General features: G+C 61.2%; 13 protein-coding genes. 9 read left to right on the top strand and 4 right to left on the bottom strand.

The window, feature by feature from the left end; all coding sequences use genetic code 11:
- Positions 1-43: 43 nt before the first annotated feature.
- Positions 44-823, top strand: coding sequence for a class I SAM-dependent methyltransferase (locus KRX51_RS06795; protein WP_218362391.1), 780 nt, complete (start codon positions 44-46; stop codon positions 821-823).
- On the opposite strand, the gene rsmA is transcribed toward KRX51_RS06795, so the two are convergent.
- The 3 genes from rsmA to KRX51_RS06780 all read right to left on the bottom strand — a co-directional run bounded on the left by rsmA (position 785) and on the right by KRX51_RS06780 (position 3698).
- A complete protein-coding gene (gene rsmA, locus KRX51_RS06790) occupies positions 785-1669 on the bottom strand; it encodes a 16S rRNA (adenine(1518)-N(6)/adenine(1519)-N(6))-dimethyltransferase RsmA (RefSeq protein WP_218362390.1) in 885 nt (294 codons plus the stop codon). The two genes, KRX51_RS06795 and rsmA, sit on opposite strands and share 39 nt — an antisense overlap.
- On the bottom strand, positions 1642-2763 hold the full coding sequence (locus tag KRX51_RS06785; RefSeq protein ID WP_218362389.1) for a resuscitation-promoting factor: 1122 nt from the start codon (positions 2761-2763) through the stop codon (positions 1642-1644). The genes rsmA and KRX51_RS06785 overlap by 28 nt, the downstream gene beginning before the upstream one ends.
- Positions 2764-2867: 104 nt before the next feature.
- Complete coding sequence (locus KRX51_RS06780; protein WP_218362388.1) at positions 2868-3698, bottom strand: TatD family hydrolase; 831 nt, start codon at positions 3696-3698, stop codon at positions 2868-2870.
- 68 nt (positions 3699-3766) lie between these two features.
- On the opposite strand from KRX51_RS06780, the gene KRX51_RS06775 reads away from it, so the two are divergent.
- From KRX51_RS06775 to KRX51_RS06740, 8 genes are all read left to right on the top strand, one after another.
- Complete coding sequence (locus tag KRX51_RS06775) at positions 3767-4345, top strand: MptD family putative ECF transporter S component (RefSeq protein ID WP_218362387.1); 579 nt, start codon at positions 3767-3769, stop codon at positions 4343-4345.
- 70 nt (positions 4346-4415) lie between these two features.
- Positions 4416-4973 (top strand): MptD family putative ECF transporter S component, encoded by a 558-nt coding sequence (locus KRX51_RS06770; protein ID WP_218362386.1) that lies wholly within the window; start codon positions 4416-4418, stop codon positions 4971-4973.
- Complete coding sequence (locus tag KRX51_RS06765; RefSeq protein ID WP_218362385.1) at positions 4973-5530, top strand: MptD family putative ECF transporter S component; 558 nt, start codon at positions 4973-4975, stop codon at positions 5528-5530. The genes KRX51_RS06770 and KRX51_RS06765 overlap by 1 nt, the downstream gene beginning before the upstream one ends.
- Positions 5527-6252: an energy-coupling factor transporter transmembrane component T gene (locus tag KRX51_RS06760; RefSeq protein WP_218362384.1), complete on the top strand. Its 726-nt coding sequence runs from the start codon at positions 5527-5529 to the stop codon at positions 6250-6252. The genes KRX51_RS06765 and KRX51_RS06760 overlap by 4 nt, the downstream gene beginning before the upstream one ends.
- Positions 6249-7664 carry an ABC transporter ATP-binding protein gene (locus KRX51_RS06755; protein WP_218362383.1) on the top strand — a complete coding sequence of 472 codons (1416 nt, stop codon included), beginning with the start codon at positions 6249-6251 and terminating at the stop codon, positions 7662-7664. The genes KRX51_RS06760 and KRX51_RS06755 overlap by 4 nt, the downstream gene beginning before the upstream one ends.
- Positions 7665-7681: 17 nt before the next feature.
- Positions 7682-9433, top strand: coding sequence for an ABC transporter ATP-binding protein (locus KRX51_RS06750; protein ID WP_218362382.1), 1752 nt, complete (start codon positions 7682-7684; stop codon positions 9431-9433).
- Positions 9430-11214, top strand: coding sequence for an ABC transporter ATP-binding protein (locus KRX51_RS06745; protein ID WP_255549528.1), 1785 nt, complete (start codon positions 9430-9432; stop codon positions 11212-11214). Before KRX51_RS06750 ends, KRX51_RS06745 begins: the two co-directional genes overlap by 4 nt.
- A gap of 10 nt (positions 11215-11224) precedes the next feature.
- Positions 11225-11860 (top strand): TetR/AcrR family transcriptional regulator, encoded by a 636-nt coding sequence (locus tag KRX51_RS06740; protein WP_218362381.1) that lies wholly within the window; start codon positions 11225-11227, stop codon positions 11858-11860.
- On the opposite strand, the gene metG is transcribed toward KRX51_RS06740, so the two are convergent.
- A complete protein-coding gene (gene metG, locus KRX51_RS06735; RefSeq protein ID WP_218362380.1) occupies positions 11861-13690 on the bottom strand; it encodes a methionine--tRNA ligase in 1830 nt (609 codons plus the stop codon).
- Positions 13691-13785 lie beyond the last annotated feature (95 nt).

Genomic DNA, 13785 nt, shown 5'->3' with positions numbered 1-13785 from the left:
CAAGGGATTAGACTGGCCTTACCTAACTTACAGGAGGCCTGATATGGGCAAACGGGACCGCGACTTCGACAAACTACAAGGGCATTGGCTGCTGGCCGCCCTCGGCAAGAAGGTGCTCCGCCCAGGTGGCAGGGCCTTGTCGAATTGGATGGTGGATAATGCCGCTATCCCCGGCGCCCGCGTGGTGGAACTCGCCCCGGGACTTGGTGTGACCGCCGCGGAAATCCTGCACCGCAATCCGGCCTCGTACACCGGTATTGATGAGGATCTCGACGCGGTCAGCCAGGCAGCCGCTGTTGTCGGCAACCGGGGCGTCATCAAGCAGGGCCGCGCTCAAGACACCGGGCTTGCCGACGCTAGCGCCGACCTGATTATCGGCGAGGCCATGCTCACCATGCAGGGCGATAAAACCAAGGGCGCAATCCTGGAAGAAGCCGCCCGCATTTTGGCCCCTGGTGGCCGCTATGCCATTCACGAACTGGCGTTGACCCCAGATGACCTGCCCGAAAGCACCAAAGACGATCTCCGCAAGGCGTTGGCGCGATCGATTCGTGTCAATGCCCGCCCGCTGACTGTGGCGGAATGGATCGCGCTCTTCGAAGAGCACGGTTTTGAGGTCACCGCGCATAAGGTTGCCCCGATGGGCCTGCTGAATCCGAAGCAGATGCTGGCCGACGAGGGCGTAAAGGGCGTGGCAACAATCCTGGGCAACCTGATCCGACATCCCGCGGCGCGTAAGCGGGTGCTGGATATGCGCTCCACGTTCAGCGCCCATAAGGACGAGTTAGCTGCTGTGTCCCTCATTGCGCGACGTGCTGGCTAGCCGTACGTAGTCATTAACGCTGAGGCGCTCGCCGCGCAGTTTGGGGTCAATCCCGGCTGCCCGGAGCGCTTCTTCGGCTGCCGCCGCGGAGCCATAATGGCCGGCCAGGGCCGCCCGGAGTGTTTTGCGGCGCTGCGCGAAGGCGGCGTCGACGATGGGCCACACCTCACTAGCGGGCACTTCGCGGGGCTCGGCGAAAATGTCGATCTGGACAAGCTTGGAGTCCACATTCGGCACCGGCCAGAACACATTGCGGCCAATATTGCCGGCATTGCGCACCCGCCCGTAGTAGCTGGCTTTCACGCTGGGTACGCCATAAATCTTCGATCCCGGCGCGGCGGCTAGCCGGTCGGCGACCTCGGCTTGGACCATCACCAGTACCCGGCGCACGCTGGGTAGTTCCGCCAGCAGGTGCAGCAGCACTGGCACAGAGACGTTATAGGGCAGGTTGGCGACAAGTGCGGTGGGCGCTTCGGGGAAATCCTGAGCACGCACATTCATCGCGTCACCAGCAATAAGGTGCAGCTGGGCCCCGGGTGCTCGTTGCGCCACGGTGGTGGGCAGTTTCTCGGCCAGGCGCGGATCGATCTCAATTGCGGCGGCCCGGCCGCAGGTATCGAGCAGCCCCAGGGTCAGTGACCCCAGGCCAGGGCCGACTTCGACGGGGTAATCGTCGCTACTTAACACCGCGGCGTCGACAATGCGGCGCACGGTATTGGAATCGTGCACGAAATTCTGGCCGAGTTTTTTGGCGGGGGTGACGCCCAGTTCGTCGGCAAGCTCCCGGATATCGGCCGGGCCCAGGTACTCAACCACTATTAGCGCAGGCCGAGCTGGGCGGAACATGCCGGCCAGGCACCCCAACCCTGGCCTGCCTGCACGCGCTCGGCGACCGCGATCTGCTGTTCCCGGCTGGCCTGGGAGGCGCGCGGTGCGTACTCGGTGCCGCCATAGGCAGCCCAGGTGGAGTCGGTGAACTGCAGGCCGCCGGAGAAACCATTGCCATTATCGATGGCCCAGTTACCGCCGGACTCACACTGCGCGAGCTGATCCCACACGCCATAACCCGCGGCGGGGGCGGCGACGCGCGGCTTGGTGCCCTGGCGGACCAGCGCGCGGGTGGCTGGGGAAAGTTCCCGCTCCTTGACGATGCTGCGGGAGAGTTCCTTACCGTCGCGGGAGGTCACGGTGTAGGTGACCTTGCGCACGCCTTCTTCGCCGGGGTCGACGACGACGCGCTCATCCTCAAAGAGGTCCGGGTCCTCGATGACTTCTTCGCCCGGCGCAATCGGTTCCTGCGTGATGAGGGTGGTTTCAACCAGGCGGGAGACATCGATGGTCATGCCGTCGGTGACCTTGGTGGAGGCCTTCGGGGTGACGCTGTCTTCTTCGCCGAGCGTGATATTGCGGGCCTTGAGTACATCACCCACGGTGGCGGCGGAGATGCTGATCTTGCGGGCCTTGCCCTTATCGATGAAGGTGATGTCCTTCGCCGTGGTGATGGACAAGGTGATGCCATCGGCCGGGATGCGCTGGCCGCCCTTTCCGCCGCGGACGTCGTCGTCCTCGCTGACCTCTGGCAGGTCTCCGATGAGCTCGTCGACGGTGGCGGCGTTGGTGGTCAGCTCACGGGTTTTACCGTCGACTGTGAGGGTGACTGGCTTGGCGGTGCGCACCACAATCTTGCCGGGGCTGGTGAGCACCTGGTCATCGTCGTTAATGTCCACACCGGCTGCGTTGAGCACTGTGTCGGTCGAGCCGAAGATGGTGGCGACCTGCGAGATCTCGCCGTCGATATCGACGGTGGTCTGCTTCTGGTTGGCGGCGACAGCGGTGCCGCCGGCGGCCATCGCCAGCACCATGCTTGCCGCGCCGAACCGCATGGGGGCGGACGGGGTGGAGTTGCGGCGGTTGATGGTGCGTTTAGTGCGAATGCTCACAGCAGAAAATCCTTGGGGTGGGGCGCGGTTTCTCCATGACAATACGGTAACGATACCGCCGCTGTCGACCCCGTTTACCTGCTAAAACACACCAGTCACATGGGTCACAATTTTATCTCGTATAGGCGCTGTGCATTCGCCGTCAACTGCCGCGCCATCTCCTCTGGTGCCACCCCCCGAACCTCGGCGATACACCGCGCCTGCCAGCCAATAAAGGTCGATTCATTCTTCGCGCCCCGGTACGGCTCGGGCGTCATATACGGCGCATCAGTCTCCACCAGCAACTGCTCAGCCTCGGCCGCAGCTGCCGCCTGCCGCAGCTCATCATTGCGCTTAAAGGTCACATTGCCGGTAAACGACAGCACATATCCGCGCCGCAGCGCCTCCTCCGCCACCGCAAACGGGGAGGAGAAACAATGCAGAATCACCGTGTTGTCATAACCATCCAATTCCTCGAGCAGTGCCTCATCGGCTTCGCGGTTATGGATCATCAGCGGCTTGCCGACGTCGGCAGCTAACTGCATATGCCAGCGCAGCGCTTGTTTTTGCACTTCTGCCGGGGCGGTGGATTCTTCGCGCTCCAGCCAGTACCAGTCCAGGCCGGTTTCCCCGATGGCGACCACCCGTGGGTGCTGCGCCATCTCGGTAAGGCGCGCTTTGGCCTCGTCGGTGAGCTGATCGGCTTTGGTGGGGTGAATTGCGGCTGCGGCCCAGACCCGCGGGTGCAGATCGGCGGCCGCGACGGCGAGCTCGGTCTCCGCCATGCCATCGCCGACGGTGCATACGCCTTCCACCCCGGCAGCTGCGGCGCGATCCATCAGTGCAGCAATCTCGTCGGCTGTGCGCGCGCCGCACGAGGCCAGGTGCGTGTGCGCGTCGAATAGCGGCCCTGCCACCGGTGCTGGTTCTGCTATTTTCCGCTTCTTCTTGCCCATGCCCGCGAAGTGTACCAATCGGAGCATTTGCCCTGTTCATGGCGAAAGATGAAAGTTAGGCTTAGCTCATGACGTTCACCACTCGAGACCTCATCAACGCCGGTGTCTTCTCCGCGTTGTATTTCTCCGCCCTAATGCTGACCGGCATGTTGATGCTGTTTGGCCCACTCTTTGGGTTCGTTGGCTGGGTATTCGGAATCATTCTGGGCAGCGTGATCTTCTCTGTCTATGTCATGCGAGTTCCACGATTCGGCGCTGCGACACTCATGCTGCTTATCACCGGCCTTATCTATGTCGTCATCGGCGCATGGGCGCCAATAATTTTCTTCATGCTGGCCTGCGGCGTGCTCGCCGACACCGTACTCACCATCGGGCGGGCCGAACGAATCAAGCGAATCCCCTACGCCTATGCGGTTTTTTGCCTGTGGATCGTGGCGACACTATTCCCAATGCTGTTCAACAGCGACGAGCTCTACAGCACACTCGCGGAGATGATGGGCCAGCAATATGCCGATTCGATGCGCGAGCTGGTCACTATCTGGTTTGCGGCCGGTTGGCTGGTTGTGGTCATTATGGTCGCTTTTTTCGCTGCTTTTGGGGGCAGAGCTATCTACCTCAAGAACTTCAGTCGCAGCGGTCTGGCCTGATTGACACATCATTCCTAACGGTGATAGGCATTAGGGTATACGCCCCTAACCACAACCCAAGGTAGGACCTGTGAACTTCACAACCCGTGACTTCATCAACGTCGGCATCTTCTCCGCCCTGTACTTCGTCGTTGTCTTCGCTATCGGCATGGTGGGCTTCTTCGGCCCCGCCTTCATGTTCATCGGCTGGACCCTGTCAATCCTGATCAACGGCGCAGTCATCGCCCTCTACGCCACCCGCGTACCGAAGGTCGGCGCCCTGGCCCTACTCGGCCTCATCAATGCCGTACTGTTCATCGCCACCGGCCACTGGTGGGGCATCGCAGTGGTCATGGTGCTCATCGGCCTGGCCGCTGACCTGATCAAGAACAAGAACTTCCCGCTGGCCTACGCCATCTTCACCCTGTGGTTCATCAGCCCCCTCGTGCCCGCCATCGTCAACGCCGACACGTACTACGCCGAACTCACCGAACAGATGGGCGCCGAATACGCCGATCAGATGCGGGAACTATTCACTAACTGGGTTGTTGGCATCTGGTTCATCATGCTGTTCATCCTCGGCTACGCCGGCGGGCTGCTGGGCAAGAAACTCAATGCCCGCAACTTCCAGCGAGCAGGCCTGGCCTAATGAACACCAGGGACTTCATTAACGTCGGCATTTTCACCGCGCTATATATCGCGGTCGTCATGCTCACCGGCATGATCGAATTAGCCGGCCCGGCCTTTATGTTCGTCGGCATCCTCGTCGGCATCCTGGCCAACGGTGTGGTCATAGCGCTATACGCCTCCCGGGTACCAAAATTCGGCGCACTGACCCTGCTGGCACTCATCACCAGCCTTCTCTTCGTCGCATTCGGTAACTGGTGGGGCATGCTCATCCTCACCCCGCTGCTGGGGCTTGCTGCCGATGCAATCCTCAAGGCCACGAAGAATTTCCCCCTGGCCTACGGTGTGTTCAGCATCTGGCTGGTCATCGGCTGGCTGCCCATCATCTTCAACAGCGACGAATTCTGGGCTGATGTCGCAGAGCGGATGAACCCGGAGTACGCCGACTCCATCTCCGCTGTGCTCAACGGCCCCGTGCTGCTCATCTGGGCTATCGGCATGTTCATCGTCGGTTTCCTCGGCGGCCTGCTCGGGCAACGCCTCAGCCACCGTAATTTTCAGCGCGCTGGCCTGGCATGACCCCCATCCCCGAGCCGCGTCCACTGTCCCGTCCCGACCCCCGAACTGTGCTGCTGACGCTCATCACGATCAACGCACTAGTGCTGGGGGCGACGACGAGAACAGTGGAGATCGCCGCCGCAGTCATCGTATTCACGGCACTAGCGACACTGCGGCGACCGAAACCCTTCTTCGGGTTCCTCTTCTTCTGGCTGTTCTTCGTCTTCGGCTACGAGATCATCATCAACGCCGGCGCCTCCACCACCCTGGCGTTGCTCTCCGGTATCGGATACTGGTTATCGAGATTCGGCCTGGTCATCGCCGCCGCCTACTGGGCTGTGTCCTCGATCCGCCCCACCGAGCTCATCGATGCCCTCAAGCGGCTACACGCACCCAATTTTTTGGTCGTGCCGCTGGCCGTGGTCTTCCGCATGTTCCCCGTTATCGCCACCGAGGCGCGTGCCGTCGTCGATGCGATGACACTGCGCGGCATCCGCCCCACCGGCTGGTCCATGATGGCCCACCCCCTGCGCACCGCTGAACTTATCGTCATCCCCCTGCTGACCACTGTGGTCCGCGCCGGCGATGAGCTCGCGGCCGCAGCCATGATCCGGGGCCTCGGCGGGCCGCGGAAACCGACCTCCATCATGCAGCCGCGCTTCCGCCCCGTCGACGCCGTATTCATCATCGCCGTTATTGCCCTCATCGTCTTGGCCCAAACCGATTGGGAGTTGCCGCTATGACTATCAGCGTCGCGGACGTCAATTTCCGCTACACCTTCGGCACCAACGGTGAACTCACCGAACATGGCCTGAGCGATATCACCTTCACCGCCGAACCTGGCACGCTCACAGTGCTATGCGGCGCGTCTGGTTCGGGCAAAACCACCGGGCTACGCCTTCTTAATGGGCTGGTACCCAATTTCCACCCCGGCACACTCACCGGAACAGTCACGGTGGCTGGTACCGACGTGCCCGACCAGCCACTTCACGATGCGCTGCTCACCTCCGCCACGGTGTTCCAGAACCCGCGCACCCAGTTCTTCACCGACGAGGTCACCAGCGAGCTGGCTTTCGGCAATGAAAATCTCGGCATTCCCGCAGAGGAGACCATCGCCCGCATCCGCGCCGCGGCGAAAGAAACAGCCACTGAGCACCTTATTGGTCGCAAACTCAATGAACTTTCCGGCGGTGAGACCCAGCGGGTCGCCTGCGCCGCAGCGGTTGCCAGCCAAGCACCGGTACTGCTTTTCGACGAGCCCTCGTCCAATCTCTCCCCGGATGCCATCGCCGATCTGCACGATATCCTCGCCCACCAAAAGGACGCAGGGCGCACCATCGTCGTCGCTGAACACCGCCTCTATTTCCTGCGTGACCTGGCTGACCAGGTGCTCTACTTCCGCGATGGTCGGCTGGCGCACCGTTTCACGGGCGCCGAGTTCTTTGCGCTTTCCGACGCTCAGCGCCGCGAGTTGGGGCTGCGCCGGATCACCCCACCGGAGGGAAAGCATCCCCCTGCACCACCGAAGGACAGCGCTGGCCTGCAGCTGGAAAATATCCGCTTCAGTTACCGCTCGAAGCAGATTCTCGACATTCCTGAGGCATCTTTCCCGGCCGGCGCTATTACTGCCCTGACCGGGCCAAATGGGTGCGGCAAAACTACGTTGGCGCGCCTGTTATGTGGCCTGAGTTCGCCGGCGCGCGGCGGCACCATCAGTATTAACGGCACCCCCATGCGCAGCGCCGCTCGCACCAAGGCCAGCTATATCGTCATGCAGGACGTGAGCCGTCAGCTCTTCGCCGAGGCTGTGGAGGACGAGATCACGCTCGGCCTGGCGGCCGATGGCATCGACGTCGGCACGCTTCTCGCCCAACTGGATCTCAATGGGCTTGAGGATCGCCACCCACAGTCGCTTTCCGGCGGCCAGCGGCAGCGCCTCGTTATTGCCTCAGCAATGGCCCAGGACAAACAGGTACATATCCTCGATGAGCCCACCTCTGGTGTCGGCCAGGCTCATCTGACCGCTATCGCTGACCGGATGCGGCAGCTTGCCGACGCTGGCGCGGTGGTCATCGTCATCACCCACGATGAGGAACTTATCGAGGAGTGCGCGGATTACGTCGTACACCTTCCAGCCATAAACACATCGAGTTAACTCGCTAAGGATCATCTATGTCTGCATCAACCGGTGCCGATAAGCGCGCCGCCGGCAAAAAATCTCTGGACACACTGCTCGAACCGGTTAAAGGCCGCATCCTGGCGGCACGGATTCTGGCTGCGATTTCCGCAATTCTGGGGGTTGCCCCTTATGTAGCCCTCGTGCGTCTCGGCGAGGAGCTACTGCCGGCCTATGCCGCCGGCACGACGCCCGACCCAGACCGGGTCAACACCATCGTGATGGTGCTTATTGGCACCTTCTTGACCCAGCTCGCCGTATATATGGTGGCGCTGACCATCACGCACTTCGCGGACCTGAAACTCAACCAGGTACTGCGCGAACGCATTATTCACCGCATTTCGGCGGCTCCCTTGGCATGGTTTAGTGACCGCACCTCGGGGCGTATCCGAAAGGCAATGCAGGACGATGTGAAGACCCTGCACCAGCTCATCGCCCACTCTCCGGTGGAACAAACCGTCGCCACTATTGCTCCTCTGGCGCTTGTCATCTATGCCTTTATTGTCGACTGGCGATTGGGGCTTCTTTCCATCGCAACTGTGCCGATTTACGCGGCAATGCAGGCGTGGATGATGTCCAATATGGGCGAGAAAACCGCCGAAATGGACAATTACCTGGGCAATGTCTCCGCCACGGCCGTGGAATTTGCTGATGGCATTAGCGTCGTCAAGGCTTTCGGCAGAGTCGGCCAGGCCCATGCCCGCTACCGTACTGCCGCCGAAAAATTCGCCGAGTTTTATTACGCCTGGGTCGGGCCAATGCTCCGGATTGGTGCTCTCGCCGAGGCCGTTATCGCCATCCCGGTGTTGCTTTTGGTCAATCTCGGGGGCGGCACTGTTTTGGTCCGTGCCGGATATGTCAATCCCGCTGATGTTATTGCCACCAGCCTGATTGCGGTGGTTGTGCCATTGTCGATTCAGGTTATCGGCCGTTCCATGTGGGCGTATCAGCTTGCCGGCAACTCGGCGCTTCGCATTACTGAAATCCTGAATGGCCCTACGTTGCCCACTCCTGAGCATTCGGAAACCCCGTCGGATAGCACCGTGCAATTCTCCGGTGTGTCCTTCGCCTATGGCGATAATCTGGCACTGTCCGATATCAACCTCACGCTTGAGCCAAATACGGTCACTGCGCTGGTCGGCCCGTCCGGGTCCGGTAAATCCACCCTGGCGACGATGGTTGCTCGCTTCCAGGACCCGTCCGAGGGCACGGTCAGCATCGGTGGCGCCGATATCCGCGCCATACCTGCTGACACCCTCTATAAGCATGTGGCCTTCGTACTGCAGGACCCGCAGTTGCCGGAGCTGAGCATCCGGGACAATATCGCCTTGGCCTGCACAGATGCTAGCGAGGAACAGATCTGGCAAGCCGCGACAGATGCCCAGCTTGCCGACGATATCCGCGCGCTTCCCGACGGCCTGGACACCATCGTGGGTGGGTCGAGCCGACTCTCGGGTGGCCAACGCCAGCGCATCGCCATCGCCCGGGCCCTGCTTGCCGACGCTCCCATCCTCATTCTCGATGAGGCGACTGCGGCTACGGACACCGATTGTGAAGCCGAGATCCAGGCCGCGCTGAATCGGTTGGTCGTCGGCCGCACAGTGCTAGTTATTGGCCATAAGCCGGAGTCGGTACAAGGAGCGGACATGGTGGTTCATTTGTCCGCTGGACGTATTAATAAGGTGCTGCGCGGCGCTGAGGTCACCCCGCAGTCTGTTGCTGAGTTGATGGAGGTTCCCGTCCGATGAACACCTCACTACGCGCCACTATTCAGGACCCGTTCCTGCTCCAGGTTTCCCGGAAGATGTACACGGCTGAGGGCCGGGCCCTGCATAGTCGACACCTCGCCCTTTCCATCATCATCGGCCTTATCGATGGTGTGGCTCTACTAGCGTTGCTGCCACTGACCATGTCGCTAGCTACTGATCAGCCCGAATGGGGCTTAGCTGCGAATGGGTGGCTAGTCGTTTTGGCGGTGTCGGCCGCCGTCGGTGCGGTTTTGCGCTACGTCACTACGCGCGCCGGCTATGACTCCGCCTTGGATCTGATCAAGAACCTGCACCGCCGACTGGGTAATTCTCTTGCCTCCCTGCCCCTGGGGTGGTTCCGCAGTTCCCGCACCGGCGGGCTTTCTCAGCTGGTCAGCGATGGATTCTTACTTATCGGCGAGCTGCAAGCGCATATGGTCAGCCAGATTGCCACCAGCGCGGCAACACTGTTGGTGATTGTGGTCGGCTCATGGTTCTGGAGTCCTGCCCTCGGCCTCACGCTTACTGTTCTTGCGCTTTTCACGTGCGTGGTGTTGGTGATCGCACAGTCGATTCGGCGGAGCTCTTCGGAGAAGGTCATTCCGTCTACGCAGAATCTGTCGCACCGTATTGTGGAATTCTCTGCCTGCCAGCCGGCATTGCGCGCCGCTGGTCGTGCCGATAATTTCGAGCCGCTGATTGAAGCCGGCCGCGAAAATGACAAAGCCCGGAATCGGGATCTGTGGATAAGCCTCATTCCGATTGCCATGAGCGGCGTCATGATGCAGCTGCTGGTCGTGCTGGTTGTCACCGGCACCGCGAATCTCGCCATCGATGGAAACCTCACGCCATTGCAGACAATTGCAATTATTGGTTTGACCCTGCGGTATTCACAGCTCCTCTCCGATATGGGCAATCTCTTTATCGGCATGGACGCTATCCGTACGCCGTTGAATCAGGCCCGCGCCATTCTGGATGCCCCGTGCCTCCCGGAGCCCACTAGCCCCGCGACGATCACCGCCCCCGGAACGATTGAGCTTCGCGACGTGAGCTTCGGTTATCAGGCCGACCAGCCTGTGCTGCGCGATATCAGTTTTTCGGTGCCTCAGCACCATATGGTTGCTGTAGTTGGCCCCTCCGGTTCCGGTAAAACCACTGTTGCCCGGCTTATTTCCCGCTTCTGGGATGTGAATTCCGGTGCTGTCCTGGTTGGTGGCGTCGATGTGCGGGAGCAGACAGTGGAGCAGCTCATGGAGCAGCTGTCCATGGTGTTCCAGGATGTTTACCTCTTCGACGACACCCTTTTGGAAAATATTCGCGTCGGCCGTCCCGAGGCTTCCGACGAAGAGGTCCATGCTGCTGGCGAACTCGCTGGTGTCACCGCTATTGCCGAGCACCTGCCGAATGGTTGGGATTCCCGCGTCGGTGAGGGCGGCCGGTCGCTGTCCGGTGGTGAGCGGCAGCGTGTGTCGGTCGCCCGTGCGTTGCTGAAGAAGGCGCCGATCGTGCTTCTGGATGAGGCCACCAGCGCCTTGGACGCGGAGAATGAGGCCAATATCGTCGCCAGCGTCGACAAGCTGCGACATGAGGCAACCGTCCTGGTCATCGCGCATAAATTGGATACTGTGCGCGAAGCCGACCAGATTATTGTGCTCAGCGAGGACGGCCGGATCGCCGAGCACGGTACACATGCGGAGCTCTATGCCGCCGATGGTGCGTACCGCCGCTTCTGGGATCGTCGTGAAGCAGCGTCCGGCTGGAGCATTACTGAACAAGGTTAAACTGGTTTCTATGTGTGCCCGGATTGGAAAAAAGACTGGCCCCAAGCCGATCTTCAGCATCGACGACGCTGTCGCCGCCGCGCTGCGGCTTGGGATTGACCGGTTCACCCTGGCTGGGGTTGCCCAGGAGCTCAATATCGCAGCCCCCAGCCTCTACCGGGTGATTTCCTCCCGAGAAGACCTCCTCCAGCAGTGCCTGGCCTACACGTCACAGCAGATGGAGGCGCCGTCGGCATCGCTGTCGTGGCAACAGCAACTACGCGAATTCGTCGAGGTGATGTGGCGGGTGTTCGATGACTATCCGGGTTTATCCGAGGTCATCGTTTCCACCCCGGTGGCACACCGGCATGTCCAACAGCTTCTCGACGACATGGTCGTCAACCTCGCCGCGGGTGGGTTCCCCGGGGATCAGGACAAAATCCTCTTCGCCATCGACTTCATTGGCGACACCGTGCTTAGTACGCACATCGCAACCCGCCCTTACCGGGAACGCGGCGCCGAGGGGCTGAAAAAACTGCAGGACCAGATGAGGTCCTCTCGCGGCGATAATCCGGTTCACTTCATGCCGGAGGAAGGGTGGCTCGACCGGGGCAACCTCGGTGAGAAGGTTGAGTTCATCATCGCCGGCATTGAAGCCGGCTGGTAGCTATCCCTGAACCGGCGCCCACTCGGGCCCGGTCTCACCGAGCTCCGGGTCCAGCTTCGCAAAGAGCGGCTTCGGCTTGGACAGTGCCGTCCCCGGGGTCATATCAATGCGCTCCCACCGGGCCTGCTGGTTGGAGTACTCGCCGATAATCACCGGGTATTCGCGGTCCTTAGCCGGCACACCGGCGCCGACGGGGTTAACCGGCATATCATCGCGGACTTCTTCGACCCGCGGTTGCGCAGCCCACTCCCCTTCGCGGCCCAGCGTCTCGTGCACTTTCTGCGCGGAGAACGGCAGGTACGGGGTGAGCATCACATTGCAGTCGCTCACGACCTGCAATGCGGTCCACAGCACGGTGGCCAGGCGCTCCCGCTGTTCCGGGTCCTTGGCCAGCTTCCACGGTTCCTGCGCTGCAATATAGGCGTTTGCTTCACCGACGACGTGCATGATGGCGGTAATGCCATTGCGGAATTTCGAGGCCTTGATGGCGGCCCCAGCCTCATCAAAGGTGTTCTTTGCGAGTTCCAGCAGGGCGCTATCAGCGTCGGCAAGCTCACCTGGCTGCGGGACCTCACCGAAGTTCTTGTAGGCCATCGATACGGTGCGGTTGACCAGGTTGCCCCAGCCATTTGCGAGCTCATTATTGACGCGGCGGACGAACTCATCCCAGGTGAAGTCGGTGTCCTGATTCTCCGGGCCGGCCATCGCGATGAAGTAGCGCAACGCATCGGGGCCGAAATCAGCAAGGAAGTCGCGGACGTAGATGACCACGCCCTTCGAGGAGGAGAACTTCGAGCCCGACATGGTGAGGTACTCGCTGGAGACAACCTCGGTGGGCATTGTCAGCTCGCCGAATTCGCCGGTCTCGCCGCCGCGGGAACCCTGGCCGCGGTAGCCGAGCAGCTCAGCGGGCCAAATCTGGGAGTGGAACGTGATGTTGTCCTTACCCATGAAGTAGTAGGACAGCGCCTCGGGGTCATTCCACCACTTGCGCCACGCATCCGGGTCGCCGATCCGGTAGGCCCATTCGATGGAGGACGAGAGGTAGCCGACAACGGCGTCGAACCACACGTACAGCTTCTTGGCGGGGTCATCCTGCCAGCCTTCGAGCGGAATCGGCACGCCCCAGTCGATATCGCGGGTCATTGCGCGCGGGCGGATATCGTCGAGGATGTTCAGAGAGAACTTCAGCACATTGGGGCGCCAGTCATCGCGGGTCTTCAACCAGCGGGTGAGTTCCTCGGCCAGCGCCGGCAGGTCCAGGAGGAAGTGCTCGGTTTCGACGAATTTTGGGGTCTCGCCGTTGATTTTCGACACCGGGTCGATGAGGTCGGCCGGGTCGAGTTGGTTGCCGCAGTTATCGCACTGGTCGCCGCGGGCGCCGGGGGCGTTACAGATGGGGCAGGTGCCCTCGATATAGCGGTCTGGCAGGGTGCGGCCGGTGGACGGGCTAATCGCGCCCATGGTGGTCTGCTTCACCATATAGCCGTTGTCGTAGAGGCCGCGGAATAGTTCCTGCACGGTGGCGTAGTGGTTGCGCGTGGTGGTTCGGGTGAACAGGTCATACGACAGGCCTAGGCCGGCGAGGTCGTTGACGATCTGCCGGTTGTAGCGGTCGGCGAGTTCCTGGACCGCGACACCCTCTTTTTCCGCCTGTACCAGCAGCGGGGTGCCGTGCTCGTCGGTGCCGGAGATCATCAGTACGTCGTTACCGATCATGCGCTGGTAGCGGGCGAAAACGTCCGATGGAACACCGAAACCAGCCACGTGTCCGATATGGCGGGGCCCATTTGCATACGGCCAAGCGACGGCAGTGAGGATGCGAGACATAGCTACCAGGGTAAACCATGGCTTTACGACGGTCGCTGCAGGTGCGGGCAGTGTAAAAATTGTCGAATCTTTTTTCGGTTAGCTCTTGCGGTTAG

It is taken from the genome of Corynebacterium sp. TAE3-ERU12 (genome assembly GCF_019209905.1).
GTDB lineage: Bacteria > Actinomycetota > Actinomycetes > Mycobacteriales > Mycobacteriaceae > Corynebacterium.
This window is presented reverse-complemented; position numbering and strand designations above follow the sequence as displayed.

Bases quoted from the DNA above. Each gene is read 5' to 3' on its own strand.
- KRX51_RS06795 (WP_218362391.1), top strand. From the start codon at position 44: ATGGGCAAACGGGACCGCGACTTCGACAAACTACAAGGGCATTGGCTG.
- rsmA (WP_218362390.1), bottom strand. From the start codon at position 1,669: ATGTTCCGCCCAGCTCGGCCTGCGCTAATAGTGGTTGAGTACCTGGGC.
- KRX51_RS06780 (WP_218362388.1), bottom strand. From the start codon at position 3,698: ATGGGCAAGAAGAAGCGGAAAATAGCAGAACCAGCACCGGTGGCAGGG.
- KRX51_RS06775 (WP_218362387.1), top strand. From the start codon at position 3,767: ATGACGTTCACCACTCGAGACCTCATCAACGCCGGTGTCTTCTCCGCG.
- KRX51_RS06765 (WP_218362385.1), top strand. From the start codon at position 4,973: ATGAACACCAGGGACTTCATTAACGTCGGCATTTTCACCGCGCTATAT.
- KRX51_RS06760 (WP_218362384.1), top strand. From the start codon at position 5,527: ATGACCCCCATCCCCGAGCCGCGTCCACTGTCCCGTCCCGACCCCCGA.
- KRX51_RS06755 (WP_218362383.1), top strand. From the start codon at position 6,249: ATGACTATCAGCGTCGCGGACGTCAATTTCCGCTACACCTTCGGCACC.
- KRX51_RS06750 (WP_218362382.1), top strand. From the start codon at position 7,682: ATGTCTGCATCAACCGGTGCCGATAAGCGCGCCGCCGGCAAAAAATCT.
- KRX51_RS06745 (WP_255549528.1), top strand. From the start codon at position 9,430: ATGAACACCTCACTACGCGCCACTATTCAGGACCCGTTCCTGCTCCAG.
- KRX51_RS06740 (WP_218362381.1), top strand. From the start codon at position 11,225: ATGTGTGCCCGGATTGGAAAAAAGACTGGCCCCAAGCCGATCTTCAGC.
- metG (WP_218362380.1), bottom strand. From the start codon at position 13,690: ATGTCTCGCATCCTCACTGCCGTCGCTTGGCCGTATGCAAATGGGCCC.